The organism is Vibrio sp. 1874 (assembly GCF_033344395.1).
Lineage (GTDB): Bacteria > Pseudomonadota > Gammaproteobacteria > Enterobacterales > Vibrionaceae > Vibrio > Vibrio alginolyticus.
Map to the genome: position 1 here is coordinate 199,396 of NZ_JAWPOR010000003.1, position 17,255 is coordinate 216,650.

The following is a 17,255-nucleotide window of genomic DNA, read 5'->3' on the forward strand; positions in this document are numbered from 1 at the left end:
CCCGAGTGAGCAAACAACAAAAAATCCTTTTTATTGATCGTGATGGCACCTTAATTGTTGAGCCGCCGATTGATTTTCAAGTAGACCGTTTAGACAAACTAAAACTAGAGCCATTTGTTATCCCAAGCCTGTTGTCGTTGCAGGATGCAGGATACCGTTTAGTGATGGTTACGAACCAAGATGGTTTGGGGACCGACAGCTACCCACAAGCTGATTTTGATGCACCACACAACATGATGATGGAGATCTTTGAATCTCAAGGTGTGAAGTTTGATGACGTGCTGATTTGTCCTCACTTCGATGAAGACAACTGCTCTTGCCGTAAGCCTAAGCTAGGCTTGGTGAAAGAGTACCTTCAAGGTGGCAAAGTTGATTTTCAAAACTCCGTTGTGATTGGCGATCGTCAAACCGATCTTCAACTTGCAGAAAACATGGCAATTCGTGGCATTCAATACAACCCAGAAACCATGGGCTGGAAACAGATCCTCAAAGATCTGACGGTGAAGGCGCGTGTTGCTGAAGTCGTTCGCACCACAAAAGAAACAGACATTAAAGTATTCGTTAATCTTGACGAGCAAGGCGGTAACGATATTTCTACAGGTCTTGGCTTTTTTGACCACATGCTGGATCAAATCGCGACGCACGGTGGATTCCAAATGGTGTGCAAAGTGGAAGGTGACCTGCACATTGATGATCACCACACAGTGGAAGATACCGCTCTAGCATTGGGTCAAGCGTTAAAAGAAGCACTGGGTGACAAGCGTGGTATTGGTCGCTTTGGCTTCAGCCTTCCAATGGATGAGTGTTTGGCACAATGTGCACTAGACCTATCTGGTCGTCCTTACCTTAAGTTCGACGCGCAATTCAGTCGTGAGCAAGTGGGTGATCTTTCAACAGAGATGGTAGTTCACTTCTTCCGATCTCTGACTGACACATTAGCGTGTACGCTGCACCTGTCTTCAGCGGGCAACAATGATCACCACATTATTGAAAGTCTATTTAAAGCGTTTGGTCGTACTTTGCGCCAAGCAATCAAAGTAGAAGGCACTGAGCTACCAAGTAGTAAAGGCGTACTTTAAGGCTAACCTTAGCAAGGAGAAAAACAGTGACAGAACAGAAAGTTGTCATTATCGATACTGGCTGTGCCAACGTCTCTTCAGTGAAGTTTGCTATTGAACGCCTAGGCTATGACGTAACAATTTCAAAAGATCCGCAAGTTGTATTGTCGGCAGACAAGCTATTCCTACCGGGCGTGGGAACTGCCAGCGAAGCGATGAAGAACCTAGAAGAACGCGATCTTATCAGCTTGGTAAAACAGGTAGAAAAGCCGTTGTTAGGTATCTGTTTAGGTATGCAACTGTTGGGCAAAGTGTCTCAAGAGAAAGGGCAGAAAGCCGACGAGTTGGTTGAGTGTCTTGGGCTTTGTGATGGCGAAGTGAAGCTACTACAAACTGGCGATTTGCCACTGCCGCATATGGGTTGGAACACGGTCTCTGCAAAAGCAGGTAATCCACTTTTCAAAGGTATTGAAGAAGGAGAGTACTTCTACTTCGTGCACAGCTTTGCAATGCCTGTTGGGGATTACACGATTGCTGAATGTGAGTACGGCAACCCGTTCACAGCAGCAGTACAAAGCGGTAACTACTACGGCGTGCAATTCCACCCTGAGCGTTCTTCAAAAGCGGGCGCGAAGCTTATTCAAAACTTCTTAGAATTATAAAAGGGATTTAGTGTGATTATTCCAGCTCTTGATTTAATTGAAGGACAGGTGGTTCGCCTTTATCAAGGTGATTACGGCCAAGTAACCGAGTACAAAGTCGACCCAGCAGAGCAGTTCAACTTGTACCACCAAGCGGGTGCTAACTGGCTGCACTTGGTGGATTTAACTGGCGCGAAAGACACAACAGCACGCCAGCTTGATTTGATTGCAAAACTACTAGCAAGCACACCAGCAAACATCCAAATCGGTGGCGGTGTGCGTACAGAGCAAGACGTGATTGACCTGCTAGAAGCTGGTGCTCAGCGTGTTGTTGTTGGCTCAACAGCAGTAAAACAGCCGGAGCTTGTGAAAGGTTGGATGGAAAAATACGGCGCAGAGAAAATCGTTCTTGCGTTAGACATCAATATCGACCAAGACGGCACACGTAAAGTAGCGATCTCAGGTTGGCAAGAAGACTCAGGCGTGACCATCGAAGCTTTAATCAACGATTACCTAACGGTAGGTTTGCAGCACGTACTTTGTACTGACATTTCTCGTGACGGTACGCTCGAAGGATCAAACGTAGAGCTTTACGTTGACCTATGCAAACAGTACCCACAAGTGCAGTTTCAATCTTCAGGTGGCATTGGCTCATTAGCAGATATCGAAGCGCTAAAAGGCAGCGGTGTGGCTGGTGTGATTGTTGGTCGTGCGCTGTTAGATGGTAAGTTCACAGCAGAGGAGGCGTTTGCATGTTGGCAAAGCGAATAATTCCATGTCTTGATGTTCGTGATGGACAAGTGGTAAAGGGCGTTCAGTTCCGTAATCACGAGATCATTGGCGACATCGTTCCACTGGCACAGCGTTATGCGGAAGAGGGCGCTGACGAGCTTGTGTTCTACGATATTACCGCTTCAAGTGATGGTCGTGTCGTAGATAAAAGTTGGGTCGCTCGCGTTGCAGAAGTGATTGATATTCCTTTCTGTGTCGCTGGTGGTATTAAATCAGCGGAAGATGCAGCGCGCATTCTTGAGTTTGGTGCAGACAAAGTGTCTATCAACTCACCTGCCTTGGCGAACCCGCAATTGATTACTGACCTTGCTGATAAGTTTGGTGTGCAATGTATCGTGGTGGGCATTGATTCTTACTACGACAAAGAGACCGGCAAGTATCAGGTTTACCAGTTTACTGGTGATGAAGAACGCACCAAAGCAACTCAATGGGAAACGCGTGATTGGGTGCAAGAAGTACAAAAACGGGGCGCTGGTGAAATCGTACTGAACATGATGAACCAAGACGGCGTGCGTAACGGCTACGATATTGAACAACTTAATATGGTGCGTGAAGTGTGTAATGTGCCATTGATTGCATCGGGTGGTGCAGGTGCCATGGAGCACTTCGCAGAAGCCTACCAAAAAGCAAATGTGGATGGCGCGCTTGCCGCATCGGTATTCCACAAGCAAGTCATCAATATTGGTGAACTAAAGCAGTATTTGAAACAACAAGGCATTGAGGTACGACTATGAGTGTGAAAGCCGCCGAAGTAAGTTCGCTAGCTGAGCGAATCAACTGGGAAAAGGTGGATGGTCTGGTACCTGCTATCGTACAAGATTTCCAATCAAGCCAAGTGCTGATGATGGGTTATATGAACCAAGATGCGTTGGCAAAAACGGGCGAAACAGGTCAAGTGACGTTTTTCTCTCGTACCAAGCAGCGTCTTTGGACGAAAGGTGAGACCTCCGGCAACGTATTGCAACTAGTGAACATGCAGCTCGATTGCGACAACGATACGCTACTGGTGAAAGTGAATCCCATTGGTCCTACATGTCACTTGGGTAACACAACTTGCTGGGATGTGGACCCTCAAGAGGAGTCACAAATGGTGTGGCTTCATCAACTTGAGCAGCTATTGGCTGCCCGCAAGAGTGCCGACCCAGATTCCTCTTATACTGCCAGTCTTTATGCCCGTGGCACCAAGCGTATTTCGCAAAAAGTGGGCGAAGAAGGCGTTGAAGTCGCGCTTGCGGCGACGTCGGGCGATAAGGCGGAGTTAGTGAGTGAATCTGCAGATTTGATTTATCACTTAATGGTATTGCTTCAAGACCAAGGCTTATCGATGAATGACGTAGTGAATAAACTGAAAGAGCGTCATAAGTAAGCTTGCGATAAGTGAAAGCCCCTATGCTCTCGAGCCTAGGGGCTTTTTACTTTAGTGTTCTTGATTCGGGGCAAAAACCGGCAACAGTGCTGGTGGCGATTAGATTCTGAATCACGCTCGTCCCTAGCTGTTCAGAATGACGGTATATTTTCTAATGGTACTTGCAGTAGAGTTATTTACTTCAAATAGGTACATATATTCACGTCACTCCAACGAACCTAGGCGAAGTCAAGAATCCAATTAAATCGAGCTCAATAAGCTAGGAGTGGATGATCTTACCCACAACACTTCTTAAATTTCTTACCGCTTCCACAGATACACGGGTCGTTACGACCTACTTTTAGGCTACTCACTGGTTGGTTTAGGCGAGGATCTTGTTCTGGTTCTTCTTCTAGCTCTTCTTCTGGAAACGTGCCGTCAATGTAGTACCAAAGCCCATTTTCTTTTACAAAGCGAGAACGCTCTGTCATGCAGTAGCGTTTGCCGTCTTCGTCAAAGTAAGCGTTGAATTCAACAAAACCTTCATTCTCGTTACAACCCGCTTCAGCTTTCACTACCTCAAGCTTGCACCAATCGCTGTCGATAGATTGGGCAATGCCTTCACGTTGCTCTTCTGCATTACAGCTTGGGTGGTATGTGTTCACCACGTAATCCACTAGACCTAACACATGCGCGCTGTAACGAGAGCGCATTAGCTGCTCCGGAGTGGTGACGTCAGCGTGGTTATTGTGGGCAATTTCACAACACTGTTGGTAGGTGCGGTTAGAGCCGCAAGGACAAGAAGAAGCCATAAAATGAAATCTCGATTAATTAAGCGGTAAAAACAAACAACCCCACATAAGTGAGGTCGCAGGTATTCTTTGGGGCATTATAGCCGTTTAGGGCGTTTGAGACAGCAGTTCTTGAGCCCATTCCGTCGATTGATTAAAAGCGTCTGCTAATTGAGGTTCGGTTAATTTAAGAACGGTGCAATATCGCTCGGCTAACTCCCAGTCCGCTTGTTCGTAGGCGATCGTCATCGAAAGTAAGTGACCAAGTACGCCTTTTCGACTGGTTAATGCGAGTTTTATATCTTCGTCAACGGGGATATCTTCAATGACATCCGAGAGCGGTTGATCGAGCAAAGATCCGAGCAAAGAAAACATGCCTGTCAAAAAAGCCTGCCCAGGGTCATACCTAGTGTTCATTTGACTAAGTAGCAGTTCACACATTCGTGCACGCTGAATCGCTAAAGAGTAAAGAGAGTCAGGTTTATCTTCTTGAACGGAGGCAATTGCAACTAAGGAAATAAAGCGTCGTAGTCGCTCTTCACCCAGATAAATAAGCGCCTGTCTGAACGATTTGATCTTAGTCGTTAATGTATAGCCTGAATTTACGTAAGTAAGCAGCTTGTATGACAGCGTCACATCAATCGAAAACAGACGTTCAACCTCATTGAAGTCGATGGGCTTATCTGCAATCTCTTTACAAAGTTGGATGACGGTAAGAAACGCGGGGTTCAACCGTTTTTTCTGGATCATCTCAGGTTTGCTAAAAAAATACCCTTGAAAATAGTTAAAACCGGCTTCTAGAGCTTGCTCAAACTCTTCATAGGTCTCTACCTTTTCCGCAAGAAAGTCGATTTTAAATGGGCTCAACGCCTGAATAAAAATGGCAGCTTTCTTGATCGGCACAAGTCTAATATCAAACTTGATCATGGAAACGTATGGAAGAAAACGCTTCCAAGCTTTCGTCGGAACAAAATCATCCAGAGCAATTTTGTACCCGCACTCATGAAGGTGCTTGATGGCTTCTAACAGTTCTTCTGTCGGTTCGCAGTCTTCAAGGACTTCAATGACGAGAGATTCTTTAGGAAACAAAGTTGGGACCAAGTTCACCAAGCTTTGATGCGGAAAGTTAACAAAGCCAAGTTTGTTTCCTAATGTGTTGTAATGCGTCGACAAAAAATGATCGGATAGCAGTCGACTAGTAGCCAGCTCTGGTTCTACTTCAGGGAAGGTATTTTTAGGGCCGTCTCGAAAGAGGAGTTCGTAACCTATGGTTCGTTTTTCTCTATCCAGAATCGGTTGGCGAGCTACGTAAGAATACTTCAATTAGGTACTTCGTTCTGTTTAACTTAGTATTATGATAATAGCGATTTTTTACAAAATATCTACGACTTGAGCGTGAATCTTCTACACGCTCTACATGCTTAACGCAAATTCTGTATGAACGGTCTCGTTTGCAGGTCAAAACTATCAGAATTTACTTTTAAAACTGAGCCTTGCGTATACCAATCCCCTAAAACAATTCGGGTCTTTTTAATGCCATCGACGTCAAAAAAATGTGTGTTCGGGCGATGTGTGTGACCATGAATCATTATGTTGACGCAGTTCTGAGACATCACTTTCTCGACCTCATTTTGGTTAACGTCCATGATATCTAATGACTTGCTCATTTTATCATCACGAATATCGGATTGAACTTTTGAGACAATTTTCTTCTTAATGAACCAAGGAATACGGTTAAACAACCATTGTAGCCATGGCTTGTGAACGGTTTTTCTAAACTCTTGGTACTTCACATCGTCAATGCAGAGCGTATCGCCATGTAGGATTACGGCTTTTTGACCATAAAGATCAATCGTGCAGACATCGTCGAGTAATGTCATACCGGTTTCTTTGCAAAAGCGTTTGCCGAGTAAAAAATCTCGATTGCCTTGGATGAAAAAAGTTGGCACACCCGCATCCGTCAGTGCTTTAAATTCTGCGCGGATTTGGTCTGCAAAAGGGGTGTTGTCATCGTCACCAATCCAGAACTCAAACAGATCGCCGAGTACATAAAGTGCATCAGCTTTTGTTGCTTCTGTTCGCATGAACGTCACAAAACATTCCGTGATATCAGGACGTGATGGGGTAAGGTGAAGATCGGAAATAAATAATGTCGTCATAGAAATAAGGGGAAGCTATGCCTCCCCATTAACTTATCTTTTAAAAATAATTCCTAAGAATTACTCTTCAATTGTTGTACCAGTGATTACTACGTCTTCTAGAGGTACGTCTTGGTGCATGCCGTAAGAACCAGTGCTAACGCCTTTGATCTTATTTACGATGTCCATGCCTTCGATTACTTCACCGAACACACAGTAACCCCAACCATCTAGGCTTTCGCTACGGAAGTCTAGGAATGTGTTGTTGTTTACGTTGATGAAGAACTGAGAGCTTGCTGAATGCGGCTCCATAGTACGTGCCATAGCAAGTGTACCCACTTTGTTGCTTAGGCCGTTGTTTGCTTCGTTCTTGATAGGTGCACGAGTCGCTTTTTCACGTAGACCAGACTCCATACCACCACCTTGGATCATGAAGCCGTCAATAACACGGTGGAAAAGCGTGTTGTCGTAGAAACCGTCGCGGCAGTACTGAAGGAAGTTTGCGCTTGTCTCTGGCGCTTTCTCTTCGTTTAGTTGAATCTTGATGTCACCAAAATTAGTGTGAAGGGTGATCATGCTACTTTCCTTTACTGTGTTGTGTTGAGCCCGAGATTCTAGCCTAAGTTCTAGTGCTTTAAAAACTCAGGAAGAGGAAATTCTTCGTTTTGTGCTTGAAGTTTAGCCGATTATCGTTTTATCGGTTAATTGCTATTACCTAACTAGGTTGGAGTTGATATACTCATCTTCTTTTATTCATTCACAATCATAGATAGAGATCATGTTAAAGATATATAACACACTCACAAGACAGAAAGAGGAATTCAAACCAATTACAGCTGGCAAAGTCGGTATGTATGTCTGTGGAGTTACCATCTACGATCTCTGTCACATTGGTCACGGTCGTACTTTCGTCTCTTTTGACGTTGTATCACGTTACCTTCGCTACTTGGGCTACGATCTGACGTTTGTACGTAACATCACAGATATCGACGATAAGATCATCAAACGTGCCGCAGAAAATGGTGAGTCTTGCGATTCATTGACTGAGCGTTTGATTGGTGAAATGCACGCTGATTTTGATGCGCTGAACATGAAACGTCCGGACGTTGAACCTCGTGCGACACAGTTTATTGCTGAAATCATCGAATTGGTTGAGAAGCTAATCGAGCGCGGTTTTGCATACGTTGCAGATAACGGTGACGTAATGTTTGAAGTGGGTAAGTTCAACGAATACGGCAAGCTTTCTAAGCAAGACCTTGATCAGCTTCAAGCTGGCGCGCGCGTTGATATCGAAACAGCAAAACGCAGCCCTCTAGACTTTGTACTTTGGAAGATGTCTAAGCCGGGTGAACCAACGTGGGAATCACCATGGGGTCCAGGCCGTCCAGGTTGGCACATCGAATGTTCTGCAATGAACTCGTCAATCCTAGGCAACCACTTCGACATTCACGGCGGCGGTTCTGACCTTCAGTTCCCACACCATGAAAATGAAATCGCGCAATCATGCTGTGCACACGATACACAATACGTGAACACATGGATGCACAGCGGCATGGTAATGGTAGACCGTGAGAAGATGTCTAAATCTCTAGGTAACTTCTTTACTATCCGTGACGTTCTTGGTCACTACGATGCTGAAACAGTGCGTTACTTCCTAATGTCTGGTCACTACCGTAGCCAGTTAAACTACAGCGAAGATAACCTAAACCAAGCACGTGCTTCGCTTGAGCGCCTGTACACATCTCTACGTGGTTTAGACCTAAACGCTGCGCCTGCTGGTGGTGAAGAGTATGTATCTCGCTTTACAGCAGCGATGAACGATGACTTCAATACACCAGAAGCGTACTCAGTTCTGTTCGACATGGCGCGCGAAGTTAACCGTCTGAAGACAGAAAACCTAGAGAAAGCGAGCGAGCTAGGTGCGCTAATGCGTGAACTAGCAGATGTGATCGGTATTCTTCACCAAGATCCAGAAGCCTTCCTAAAAGGTGATGCAGGTAACGATGATGAAGTGGCTGAAATCGAAGCTCTGATCAAGCTGCGTAACGACTCTCGTGCTGCGAAAGATTGGGCGAATGCAGATATGGCTCGTGACAAGCTGACCGAAATGGGCATTGTTCTGGAAGATGGTCCAGAAGGCACAACGTGGCGTCGTAAGTAATTGAATTTTCATTTTTAAAGGGCTGATAATTCAGCCCTTTTATTTTCCATTTCCATAAATTAAAACTTTAACTTTAGGTAATGCTCTGTGGCTCAGATGTATTTCTATTACTCAGCAATGAATGCGGGTAAATCAACAACGCTTCTTCAATCCTCTTTCAACTATCAAGAACGCGGCATGACGCCAGTTATTTTTACGGCTGCGCTAGATGATCGTTTTGGTGTCGGTAAAGTGAGCTCTCGTATTGGTCTTCAATCTGACGCACATTTATTTCGTCAGGATACCAATTTGTATCAGGAGATCGCAGCTCTGAATGAGGTTGAAAAACGTCACTGTATTCTTGTTGATGAGTGTCAGTTCTTGTCGAAAGAACAAGTTTATCAACTTACTGAAGTCGTTGATAAGTTGCATATTCCAGTATTGTGTTACGGCCTTCGCACCGATTTTCTAGGCGAACTTTTTGAAGGCAGTAAGTATCTATTATCTTGGGCAGACAAGCTGGTTGAGCTCAAAACAATCTGCCATTGCGGCCGCAAAGCGAATATGGTTATTCGTACCGATGAACACGGCGTGGCAATTAAAGAAGGCGATCAAGTTGCGATCGGCGGTAACGATAAGTATGTCTCCGTATGCCGCCAACATTACAAAGAAGCGCTCGGTAAATAAGCCGTATTGATACAGAAAAGCCACCGAACTTGGTGGCTTTTTGTTGTCGGTTAGAAAAAGTTAGACTAAGTCAAAACCAAACCGCTCGAGTAAAACCTGGTAAGAAGATTCGACTTGCTGAGGGATGTTCTGCTCGGTTTGAAATCCTTTCTCTGGATAGCTTTTTACGCGAGAGAAATCTTCCATTAGTGCTTCTAGCACCATCATTAATGGCATGTCTTCATTAATGTATTCAAAAAATGGAAGAGCCGCAGAGCTTACTTGGAGCTGAGTGTAGGGTGACTGCCACTGTTTTTCAAATGTCGCGATTGCTCTACGCTCCATAAACGGTTTTTGTACCAGAATAAACGAGGAACACTGTTTTCCTTCCTCTTTTAATCGTTGCTCAGTAAAGCGAACATTTTCTCCACTGTTTGTGGATTCAGTTTCGAGCAAAATTGCTTCACTTGGAACGCCCGACAACTTTGCAATCTCGGCAAAGGTTTCTGCCTCGCTTTTTTCAAACAGTCCATCTGTGAAGCGACCTTGACCCCCTGAAAATACAATCAAAGGTGCCAACTTTTGGTGGTAGAGCTTGGCAGCGTGCTCCGCTACACGCACATCATTACTGCACATCACAAACAAACAGTCCGCAGGTTTCAGTTCATGTTTGAGTTGCATGTAATCCCAAAGCGTTTCTATATGTCTATAGAGTCTCATAGCGCATCCAAAGTTGAATTGAAGTGAAATCGATAACCAAGTGAGAGTAGTTTGTCAGCAAGAATACGCTTGTCAGCTTGCTCTGTGACGGGTGGAAGAGGTATATCACTTCCGATTTTGTTTATGGCAGCTTGGTAGAACTCAGCCTTGCTGACAGTATGAGGTGTCGTAACATTAATGACTTGGTTGCTTAAATTGCCTAAGGCAAATTTCGCAGCCGAGACAGCATCATCTTGATGAAGCATATTAGCTGGTGCTTTACGACTAACTTGTTGAAGCCTTGCAGCAAAGCGAGATGGGTGTCTATCTGGCCCGATTAATCCGCTACAACGTAGAATAACAAAGCTAATATTCGAGTCGATAACATGCTGCTCTGCTTGAAGCATAATACGTGCATTGTCAGAGAAATAAGGGCTTTCGGCTGCTAAAGAGAGTGACGCGTCAGCTTCTTCCATATCGGAAGCAAGGTTAGGGTAAACCGTGGTAGAGCTGATCATGAGAAGTTTTTCAACGTTGTTTTGCTTAGCTGCGTTGGCAAGTATTTGCCATTGCTGTGCATATTCTTGACCGCGTCCTTTACGAAATCCTGGAGGAAAAGCACCGATAACGTGCGTAATTTGATGCTGTTTGAGCAGCTCATCTAGCCGTGCTGTGGCGTTCAATTGATTGAAATCGAACAATGCGGAGTGAGTTAATGAGGTGGGTAACTCTTTTAATCGAGTTTGGCTACGACGAGTGACGACAACATAGTGTCCATCTTTCATCAATATTTCTGCTAGCGGAGTTCCGAGCCAGCCTGCACCTACGATCAATGTATTTGCCATTTGGGTCTTCCTACTTACTTATGTCTGCCCGAATAGGTTGAGCAGTTCTGCTTTGGCTTGTTGATGGAGGGGATCTGAATGCCATTTCTGGTGCTGAATAAGGTCAACATTGACTTGCCAAGCCAGTTTTGTGAAATCATCCCCAACTTTTTTTAATGTATTAGGTGAATACGCGACTAAATGCTGTGGTAGAAAGCACCAACCAAACCCTTTATTCGCCAATTCCAACAAAATATAGTAGTTATCAGCGTACCAGATATCTGGGCTAAATGCTTGATTGAGACCACATGGCTCTGCACTTTTGGATCGTATGACCAATTGACGATGTTGTTTTAGTTGATCAATGTGAGTGATTTGCTGCTTTGCTAAAGGATGCGTTGAAGAGACATAGACATCAAATGCAATATTGCCAAGATTGGTGAAATCGATGTGCCTTGGCATTTGTAAATCACTCAAAATAATCCCAGTCGTGGCGCGTTCCGACTTAACCAATTCAATGATATCAGGGCTTGATGCCGTTAAGCATTCAACTTGTAAGTGTGGAAAGCGTTGCTCTAACTTCTTTAGCACATCCGGCAAGCGAGTCAGAGGAATCCCTTCATCAATAGCTAAGACTAATTTGTTCGTTGGCGTGGAAAAGAGCTGCGATGCCCTATTGTTTAGGCGGTCGAGTTGGCTGATTGTTGCTTGTGCATAGGGTACGAGAGCGAGGCCATTCTCAGTTAATTTAGGGTACCTGCCTGATCGATCAAAAAGCTCAACGCCACAGTCGATCTCCATATTCATGATGTGCTGGCTCACTACAGATTGAGCTCGCCCCAGTTTTCTAGCTGCTCCTGAAAATGATCCTGCTTCTGATGTAGCAATAAAAGCTTGCAGTTGTTCGATGGTAAACATATCGCTTAAACCGATGGTATCTAACTTTTGGTTATCTAAATAATAGATAAAATTCTAAGCATTGAGTAGAACTATTTGGACAGAGAAATATGACTCGTAACGAACGAATTTTTCATGCAGTACTTTTTGAGTTAATCGCACTCGCGATTATTGTACCAGCGGCTTCATTGATCACTGGAAAGGGCTCTAGTGATCTTGCGTTGGTTGGGGTCGGGTTGAGCATGTATACCGTGCTATGGAACTACATCTACAACTTGTACTTTGATAAGTGGTTTGGTGACAATCGAGCTGAGCGAAGTTTAGCGATGCGGCTTGGACACACTATTGGTTTCGAGGGAGGATTAATCTTTATCTCTCTACCTGTGATTGCCTGGTTCTTAGAAATTACGCTTCTTCAAGCTCTAATGCTGGAAGCCGGCTTCCTCGTTTTCTTCCTATTTTATGCCACTGGTTTTAACTGGTTGTATGACAAGGTTCAACCATTTAGCAAAATGAAAAAGCGATTATTGCCGCAGGCATCGACAGGAAAAATATAGGACTAAAAAAGCCACCGAGTTCGGTGGCGTTTTTTGTTCAAATTACACAGACAAAACTCTTAAAATCTTATCTGCATGTTCTGCAACTTCAATGCCTTCGTCTGTTAGATAACCACCGTCAGGCTGTGTACAAAGTTGCTTCTTATATAGACGAGCAACGGCTGCCTGCATTTCTTCTGACGCGTCTGTATGAACTTTAATACCAGTTGCAGCACTACTTAGGTCGAACTGAAGAAGTAGATTCAATTCGGCGATATGTTCAGCTGAATATTTCATAAATGATTCCTTTGCGCTTTTTTTACCAAGCTAGTCTGAAAAGTAGCGTTGGGCAACATTCAACGACAAGAAGTGTTAAGTATGGCGCTATCAGGCTGATATAACGCAGGATCTTTGTTCGAAAGGCCGAATACTTGTTAAGTATCAATGATACTTACTGTAGCGAATGATAGGCGCTATTTATTGCTTGATCTCCCAATAACAACGATTTTAGTAAACACGCCAAATAGCACTTGAAAAAATAGGGAAATAGAGCGATTATCCGCGCCTCTTTAAATGTTTCTAAATGTTACACCAGAATGAACTTTAATCAGTTTGACTCACTATTACCGCCACAAGCTGCGGAACGCGCGGCTGAAGTGGGGGTAGGCAAAGCAACGAAAGCTCCAATCAAATCTTTTCTGCTCGCCATTTCTGCGGGGCTTCATATTGGTATTGCTTTCATCTTCTATACCACAGTAACGACAGGCGCAGGCGAGCTGCCTTGGGGCATTACACGACTCATTGGTGGTCTGGCATTTAGCCTTGGTTTGATTTTGGTGGTGGTTACTGGCGGCGAGCTTTTCACTAGCTCTGTGCTGACACTAGTTGCGCGTGCGAGTGGAAAAATCTCTTGGCAAGCACTTATCAAAAACTGGTTGGTGGTTTATTTTGGCAATATGGTTGGGGCCATTTTGCTCGTGGCCTGTATGCTAGTTACCAAGCAATATATGTTTGATCATGGCCAAGTTGGTCTCAACGCGATGGCGATCTCCCAACACAAATTACATCATGGTTTCTTTGCCGCTGTTGCGCTTGGCATTATGTGTAATGTATTAGTTTGTATTGCAGTTTGGATGACGTTTAGTGGGCGAACATTGACAGATAAAATAGCGGTCATGATTTTGCCTGTGGCTATGTTCGTGTCGGCAGGTTTTGAGCACTGTATTGCGAACATGTTCCAAGTACCTATGGCGATTGGTATTAAGTACTTTGCGCCAGAAGCGTTTTGGCAAATGACAGGGGCAGATATTGCAAACTACGCGGACTTAAACATGATGGGGTTCATCGTAAACAACCTAATTCCTGTTACGATAGGAAACATTATTGGTGGTGGCGTATTTGTTGGCATGTGGTATTGGATGATTTATCTACGCGATGAAGATAACCATTTGCGATAAGTTTAGAAGATCACAAGAAAGGCGAACTAGATGGTTCGCCTTTCTTTTTATTTGTCTCTGCAAATGTCAAACAAGTCGAGTCATGCTAAATCAACTCTTCGTTGATGCCAAAATCGGTTGGGAGCCAATGAGAAGTTACTTCCTTTGGTTCTTGAACGAGCCAATCCAGAGGTGCATCGGACAGGAGTTCATCGTAATTTTCTTTGATCATTAAGACATCCATGTACGTCTCTCCAAGTTTGTGGTCACTGCCTTTACTTTAAAATTAGAACATGTCAGTCACGTGATCAATGCATGACGATTCGATTGATCACTTATGTTGCTATGTTTCTGGTTGCGTATGGGTTTTGGGGGCTTATCCACATTTTCTGTGGATAACCTGTATCAAAGGTCGTGCGTATCTAAACTTGCAAAGAAAATTTCATAAAATTAGAGGCTTATATCAAAAAGAATTCTGCCTGACTTTTCATCTGAAAGCGTCTTGATGAGTGCTCGAAGAATAGTTGAGTTATTCAGTTATAAGTACGTTCGACTTGGCAATATAAGTTGTTTAACGGTCTTTACCTACAAGCGCCAGCTAACCATGAGTTTTGGTCGATTCGGGTTGCTCGATTTTTATCTTGATTCGGCCTTCTTTGGTTTGTACCCAGCGCAATGTCATTTCTAACGTTATGGTTACGGAGGCACTCAACATAACGAAAATCGCCAGCATAATTACTAACTGGTATTTAATCGCAACCATCGGGCTCGCGCCACCTAGAATTTGACCGGTCATCATACCCGGTAAGGTAACCAGCCCTGTAGTGGCCATAGAAGCTAAAGTCGGGGCGAGGGACTTTCTAAGAGCCTCCTGAATGAAGGGGAAGGATGCGTAGCGAGGAGATGCTCCAAGTGAGATTGCAGCCTCATATTCTGCTTGTCTCTGCTCAAAAGCCGTAAACAAATTCTGAAGAGCGATGATATTACTACTCAAGCTGTTACCCAATAACATACCGGCAAGTGGGATCATGTACTGCGCATTGTAAATAGGGGATGGTTGCACTAAGCCTGCTGTAATTGCTATCAGAAGTGGTATTAGACCACAGGTAAGGCCCGTTAGTAGCGGAAGCATAAGTGGCTTTTTAGGTAAGTGAGCTTTTCCCGCAATTGAGCTGGCACCAATCAGTAGCATGATGGCAAGCCAAAGTATATTGACAAGTAAGCTGTTTAATTGAAAAAGATATTCTAAATACACGCCAATCAATATGAGCTGAAGTGTCATTCGGATAACACTGATTATGGTGTCTTTTGCTATCCCTAATTTGTAGCGGGCATTGATAAAGAAGGGGACCAATAAAATCAAACCAAACAGTGCCAGTTTGACCCAGCTTATATCCACCACGTTATCCATAATCGCTCCTTGAAAATACGCGAATAATTGTATCTAAGCCTCTCCTTTATATGAACCACTACGTGCACTTTTTGCTGTTCTTAAAGTAAATCTTGAGTGCTATTTTAGACATTAATACGCAGCATTTTGTTTACAAGTGGTTATCTTTTCCGGAGTTTTTAAGTCGATTTATGGCATGGTAATTACGATTTAAATGTGATCGATGTTTCTTAAATGTTGGTTATTTAACAACTCATTAAAAGACTTATTTTGTCACATCTGTTCATGTTTTTTAATAAATAACATCAATCCATCATATCTCTGGATGAGCTCAAAAAAGTGTTGAATTACAAGGTCTGAGGTCGCTTATTTGATTGAACCCTACTATTAGTATGGTCTAACATTTTCCATTAGAGATTGTAAAAAACTTAAGCTTGGTTACGCGGGCTTTTCAATAACACTAGATACAAAATAGGCAAATGTATGAGTGATGTTAATAAAATTGAGAGTGGTGAAAAACGCTCCCTGGAGTGGAAGTCGTTCCTCTTCATTGCAGTTGTTCTCTTCCCAATTCTGAGTGTGGCCTTTGTTGGCGGCTACGGGTTCATCGTTTGGATGTTGCAAGTCTTCTTCTTTGGGCCTCCAGGCGCGCACGGCATGTAAGCCAGTGAGCTCATAACCACACTTTTGAAAAGATTTTAAGAGAGCAAATAATGAAATCATTAATCATTAAACTGTGGCGTACCATGACGCGCCCAGCTGTACATATCAGCCTAGGTGTGCTGACTATGGGCGGCTTTATTGCTGGTGTTATCTTTTGGGGTGGCTTTAACACCGCTCTAGAAGCAACCAACACAGAAGAATTCTGTATTAGCTGTCACACAATGCGTGACAACGTGTACGTTGAGCTGCAAGAAACGGTGCACTGGAAAAACCACTCTGGTGTTCGTGCTACCTGTCCTGATTGTCACGTTCCACATAACTGGACAGATAAGATCGCTCGTAAGATGCAAGCTTCTAAAGAAGTATTTGCACAAGTATTTGGCAACTACGACGAACCGGGTGTGTTCGAAGAGCGTCGTATCGAACTTGCTAAACACGAATGGGATCGTTTCTCGGCAAACAAATCTCTGGAGTGTAAAAACTGTCACAACTATGAATCGATGGATTTCGAGCAAATGTCTCCTACGGCTCGTATCCAAATGAAGCAAGCCGCTGAGAAAGATCAAAGCTGTGTTGACTGTCACAAGGGTATTGCGCACAACCTACCAGCAGGCATGGACAGCATTGGCGGTATCGTGGGTGATCTAGAGGGTATGACTTCTAACACGGATTACGGCGTTGGTCAGCAACTCGTGAGCGTTCGTCACCTACCAATTTACTTTGATGCGCAAGGCAGTAAAGAAGCTGGTCTTCTTAATCCTGCATCGACCGTTAAAGTTCTTGAAGACAAAGGCGAGTTTGTTGAGATCGAAATTGACGGTTGGCGCAAAGCAAAAGGTTTTGGTCGTGTAATTCAAGAAGACTTCGGTAAGAACATTGCGACTGCGTCTCTGATGAAAGAAGCAGCAACAGACAGCAACATTGTGACGACTGGTGAGAAAAAAGTGGATGAGCTAACAGGCCTTCCTTGGGAAAAAGTAGCGGCGAAAGTATGGATTAAGAAAGAGTCTATGCTGAACGACATCAATCCTGTTTGGGAAAAATCTCGTGAAGCCTACAAGACCAATTGTTCTGTATGTCACACTCAACCTGCGGAAGCGCACTTCGACGCGAACACCTGGCCAGGTATGTTCGACGGTATGTTGGCGTTCGTTAACCTAGATACAGACAGTGAAGCACTGATCTTGAAGTATCTACAGAAACACTCTTCAGATTATGCTGAAGGTCACCACTAATAAG

General features: G+C 44.0%; 21 protein-coding genes. 11 read left to right on the forward strand and 10 right to left on the reverse strand.

Translation table 11 applies throughout. The annotated features are described in order from the left end of the window. Nucleotides 1-5 precede the first annotated feature (5 nt). The 5 genes from hisB to hisIE are packed head-to-tail and all read left to right on the forward strand — an operon-like array spanning nt 6 to nt 3,857. Entirely contained in the window at nt 6-1,079 is a 1,074-nt protein-coding gene (hisB, locus tag R8N46_RS08320) for a bifunctional histidinol-phosphatase/imidazoleglycerol-phosphate dehydratase HisB (protein WP_005389832.1), read from the forward strand. Between the two features lie 26 nt (nt 1,080-1,105). Beyond that, on the forward strand, nt 1,106-1,720 hold the full coding sequence (gene hisH, locus R8N46_RS08325) for an imidazole glycerol phosphate synthase subunit HisH (protein ID WP_005389830.1): 615 nt from the start codon (nt 1,106-1,108) through the stop codon (nt 1,718-1,720). Nucleotides 1,721-1,732: 12 nt separating this feature from the next. Further along, entirely contained in the window at nt 1,733-2,470 is a 738-nt protein-coding gene (gene hisA, locus R8N46_RS08330; RefSeq protein ID WP_005390889.1) for a 1-(5-phosphoribosyl)-5-[(5-phosphoribosylamino)methylideneamino]imidazole-4-carboxamide isomerase, read from the forward strand. Further along, nucleotides 2,452-3,225 (forward strand): imidazole glycerol phosphate synthase subunit HisF, encoded by a 774-nt coding sequence (hisF, locus tag R8N46_RS08335; RefSeq protein ID WP_004749837.1) that lies wholly within the window; start codon nt 2,452-2,454, stop codon nt 3,223-3,225. The genes hisA and hisF overlap by 19 nt, the downstream gene beginning before the upstream one ends. After that, complete coding sequence (gene hisIE, locus R8N46_RS08340; protein ID WP_115385868.1) at nt 3,222-3,857, forward strand: bifunctional phosphoribosyl-AMP cyclohydrolase/phosphoribosyl-ATP diphosphatase HisIE; 636 nt, start codon at nt 3,222-3,224, stop codon at nt 3,855-3,857. The genes hisF and hisIE overlap by 4 nt, the downstream gene beginning before the upstream one ends. 275 nt (nt 3,858-4,132) lie before the next feature. On the opposite strand, the gene R8N46_RS08345 is transcribed toward hisIE, so the two are convergent. From R8N46_RS08345 to R8N46_RS08360, 4 genes are all read right to left on the reverse strand, one after another. After that, on the reverse strand, nt 4,133-4,648 hold the full coding sequence (locus tag R8N46_RS08345; RefSeq protein WP_005378159.1) for a YchJ family protein: 516 nt from the start codon (nt 4,646-4,648) through the stop codon (nt 4,133-4,135). Between the two features lie 87 nt (nt 4,649-4,735). Beyond that, on the reverse strand, nt 4,736-5,950 hold the full coding sequence (locus tag R8N46_RS08350) for an EAL and HDOD domain-containing protein (protein WP_005378158.1): 1,215 nt from the start codon (nt 5,948-5,950) through the stop codon (nt 4,736-4,738). Between the two features lie 98 nt (nt 5,951-6,048). Continuing rightward, complete coding sequence (gene lpxH, locus R8N46_RS08355; protein WP_005378157.1) at nt 6,049-6,786, reverse strand: UDP-2,3-diacylglucosamine diphosphatase; 738 nt, start codon at nt 6,784-6,786, stop codon at nt 6,049-6,051. 60 nt (nt 6,787-6,846) lie between these two features. Further along, a complete protein-coding gene (locus R8N46_RS08360; RefSeq protein WP_005378156.1) occupies nt 6,847-7,341 on the reverse strand; it encodes a peptidylprolyl isomerase in 495 nt (164 codons plus the stop codon). A 202-nt stretch (nt 7,342-7,543) separates the two neighbouring features. On the opposite strand from R8N46_RS08360, the gene cysS reads away from it, so the two are divergent. Further along, on the forward strand, nt 7,544-8,926 hold the full coding sequence (cysS, locus tag R8N46_RS08365; RefSeq protein ID WP_005378155.1) for a cysteine--tRNA ligase: 1,383 nt from the start codon (nt 7,544-7,546) through the stop codon (nt 8,924-8,926). An 87-nt stretch (nt 8,927-9,013) separates the two neighbouring features. Beyond that, nucleotides 9,014-9,592 (forward strand): thymidine kinase, encoded by a 579-nt coding sequence (locus R8N46_RS08370; RefSeq protein WP_005378154.1) that lies wholly within the window; start codon nt 9,014-9,016, stop codon nt 9,590-9,592. Nucleotides 9,593-9,652: 60 nt separating this feature from the next. Here the strand turns inward: R8N46_RS08370 and R8N46_RS08375 are convergent, their stop codons facing one another. From R8N46_RS08375 to R8N46_RS08385, 3 genes are read right to left on the reverse strand one after another with little or no spacing between them, the layout of a single operon-like run. After that, nucleotides 9,653-10,291: a YdcF family protein gene (locus R8N46_RS08375; protein WP_054576404.1), complete on the reverse strand. Its 639-nt coding sequence runs from the start codon at nt 10,289-10,291 to the stop codon at nt 9,653-9,655. Beyond that, nucleotides 10,288-11,115 (reverse strand): NAD-dependent epimerase/dehydratase family protein, encoded by an 828-nt coding sequence (locus tag R8N46_RS08380; protein WP_054576405.1) that lies wholly within the window; start codon nt 11,113-11,115, stop codon nt 10,288-10,290. Before R8N46_RS08380 ends, R8N46_RS08375 begins: the two co-directional genes overlap by 4 nt. Nucleotides 11,116-11,133: 18 nt before the next feature. Continuing rightward, on the reverse strand, nt 11,134-12,012 hold the full coding sequence (locus R8N46_RS08385; RefSeq protein ID WP_005378151.1) for a LysR family transcriptional regulator: 879 nt from the start codon (nt 12,010-12,012) through the stop codon (nt 11,134-11,136). An 89-nt stretch (nt 12,013-12,101) separates the two neighbouring features. On the opposite strand from R8N46_RS08385, the gene R8N46_RS08390 reads away from it, so the two are divergent. Then, a complete protein-coding gene (locus R8N46_RS08390) occupies nt 12,102-12,548 on the forward strand; it encodes a PACE efflux transporter (protein ID WP_025766871.1) in 447 nt (148 codons plus the stop codon). Nucleotides 12,549-12,590: 42 nt separating this feature from the next. On the opposite strand, the gene R8N46_RS08395 is transcribed toward R8N46_RS08390, so the two are convergent. Then, nucleotides 12,591-12,824 (reverse strand): TIGR02647 family protein, encoded by a 234-nt coding sequence (locus R8N46_RS08395; RefSeq protein ID WP_005387662.1) that lies wholly within the window; start codon nt 12,822-12,824, stop codon nt 12,591-12,593. 299 nt (nt 12,825-13,123) lie between these two features. Here R8N46_RS08395 and focA point away from each other — a divergent pair, with 299 nt between their 5' ends. Continuing rightward, on the forward strand, nt 13,124-13,984 hold the full coding sequence (gene focA / locus R8N46_RS08400; RefSeq protein WP_005378146.1) for a formate transporter FocA: 861 nt from the start codon (nt 13,124-13,126) through the stop codon (nt 13,982-13,984). Between the two features lie 85 nt (nt 13,985-14,069). Here the strand turns inward: focA and R8N46_RS08405 are convergent, their stop codons facing one another. After that, on the reverse strand, nt 14,070-14,207 hold the full coding sequence (locus R8N46_RS08405) for a hypothetical protein (RefSeq protein ID WP_005378145.1): 138 nt from the start codon (nt 14,205-14,207) through the stop codon (nt 14,070-14,072). 354 nt (nt 14,208-14,561) lie between these two features. Further along, nucleotides 14,562-15,374, reverse strand: a complete 813-nt coding sequence (locus R8N46_RS08410) for an ABC transporter permease (protein WP_017634681.1) — start codon at nt 15,372-15,374, stop codon at nt 14,562-14,564. Nucleotides 15,375-15,836: 462 nt separating this feature from the next. On the opposite strand from R8N46_RS08410, the gene torE reads away from it, so the two are divergent. Further along, a complete protein-coding gene (gene torE, locus R8N46_RS08415) occupies nt 15,837-16,016 on the forward strand; it encodes a trimethylamine N-oxide reductase system protein TorE (RefSeq protein WP_005378141.1) in 180 nt (59 codons plus the stop codon). Nucleotides 16,017-16,066: 50 nt separating this feature from the next. After that, on the forward strand, nt 16,067-17,251 hold the full coding sequence (torC, locus tag R8N46_RS08420) for a pentaheme c-type cytochrome TorC (RefSeq protein WP_005378139.1): 1,185 nt from the start codon (nt 16,067-16,069) through the stop codon (nt 17,249-17,251). Nucleotides 17,252-17,255: the final 4 nt, after the last annotated feature.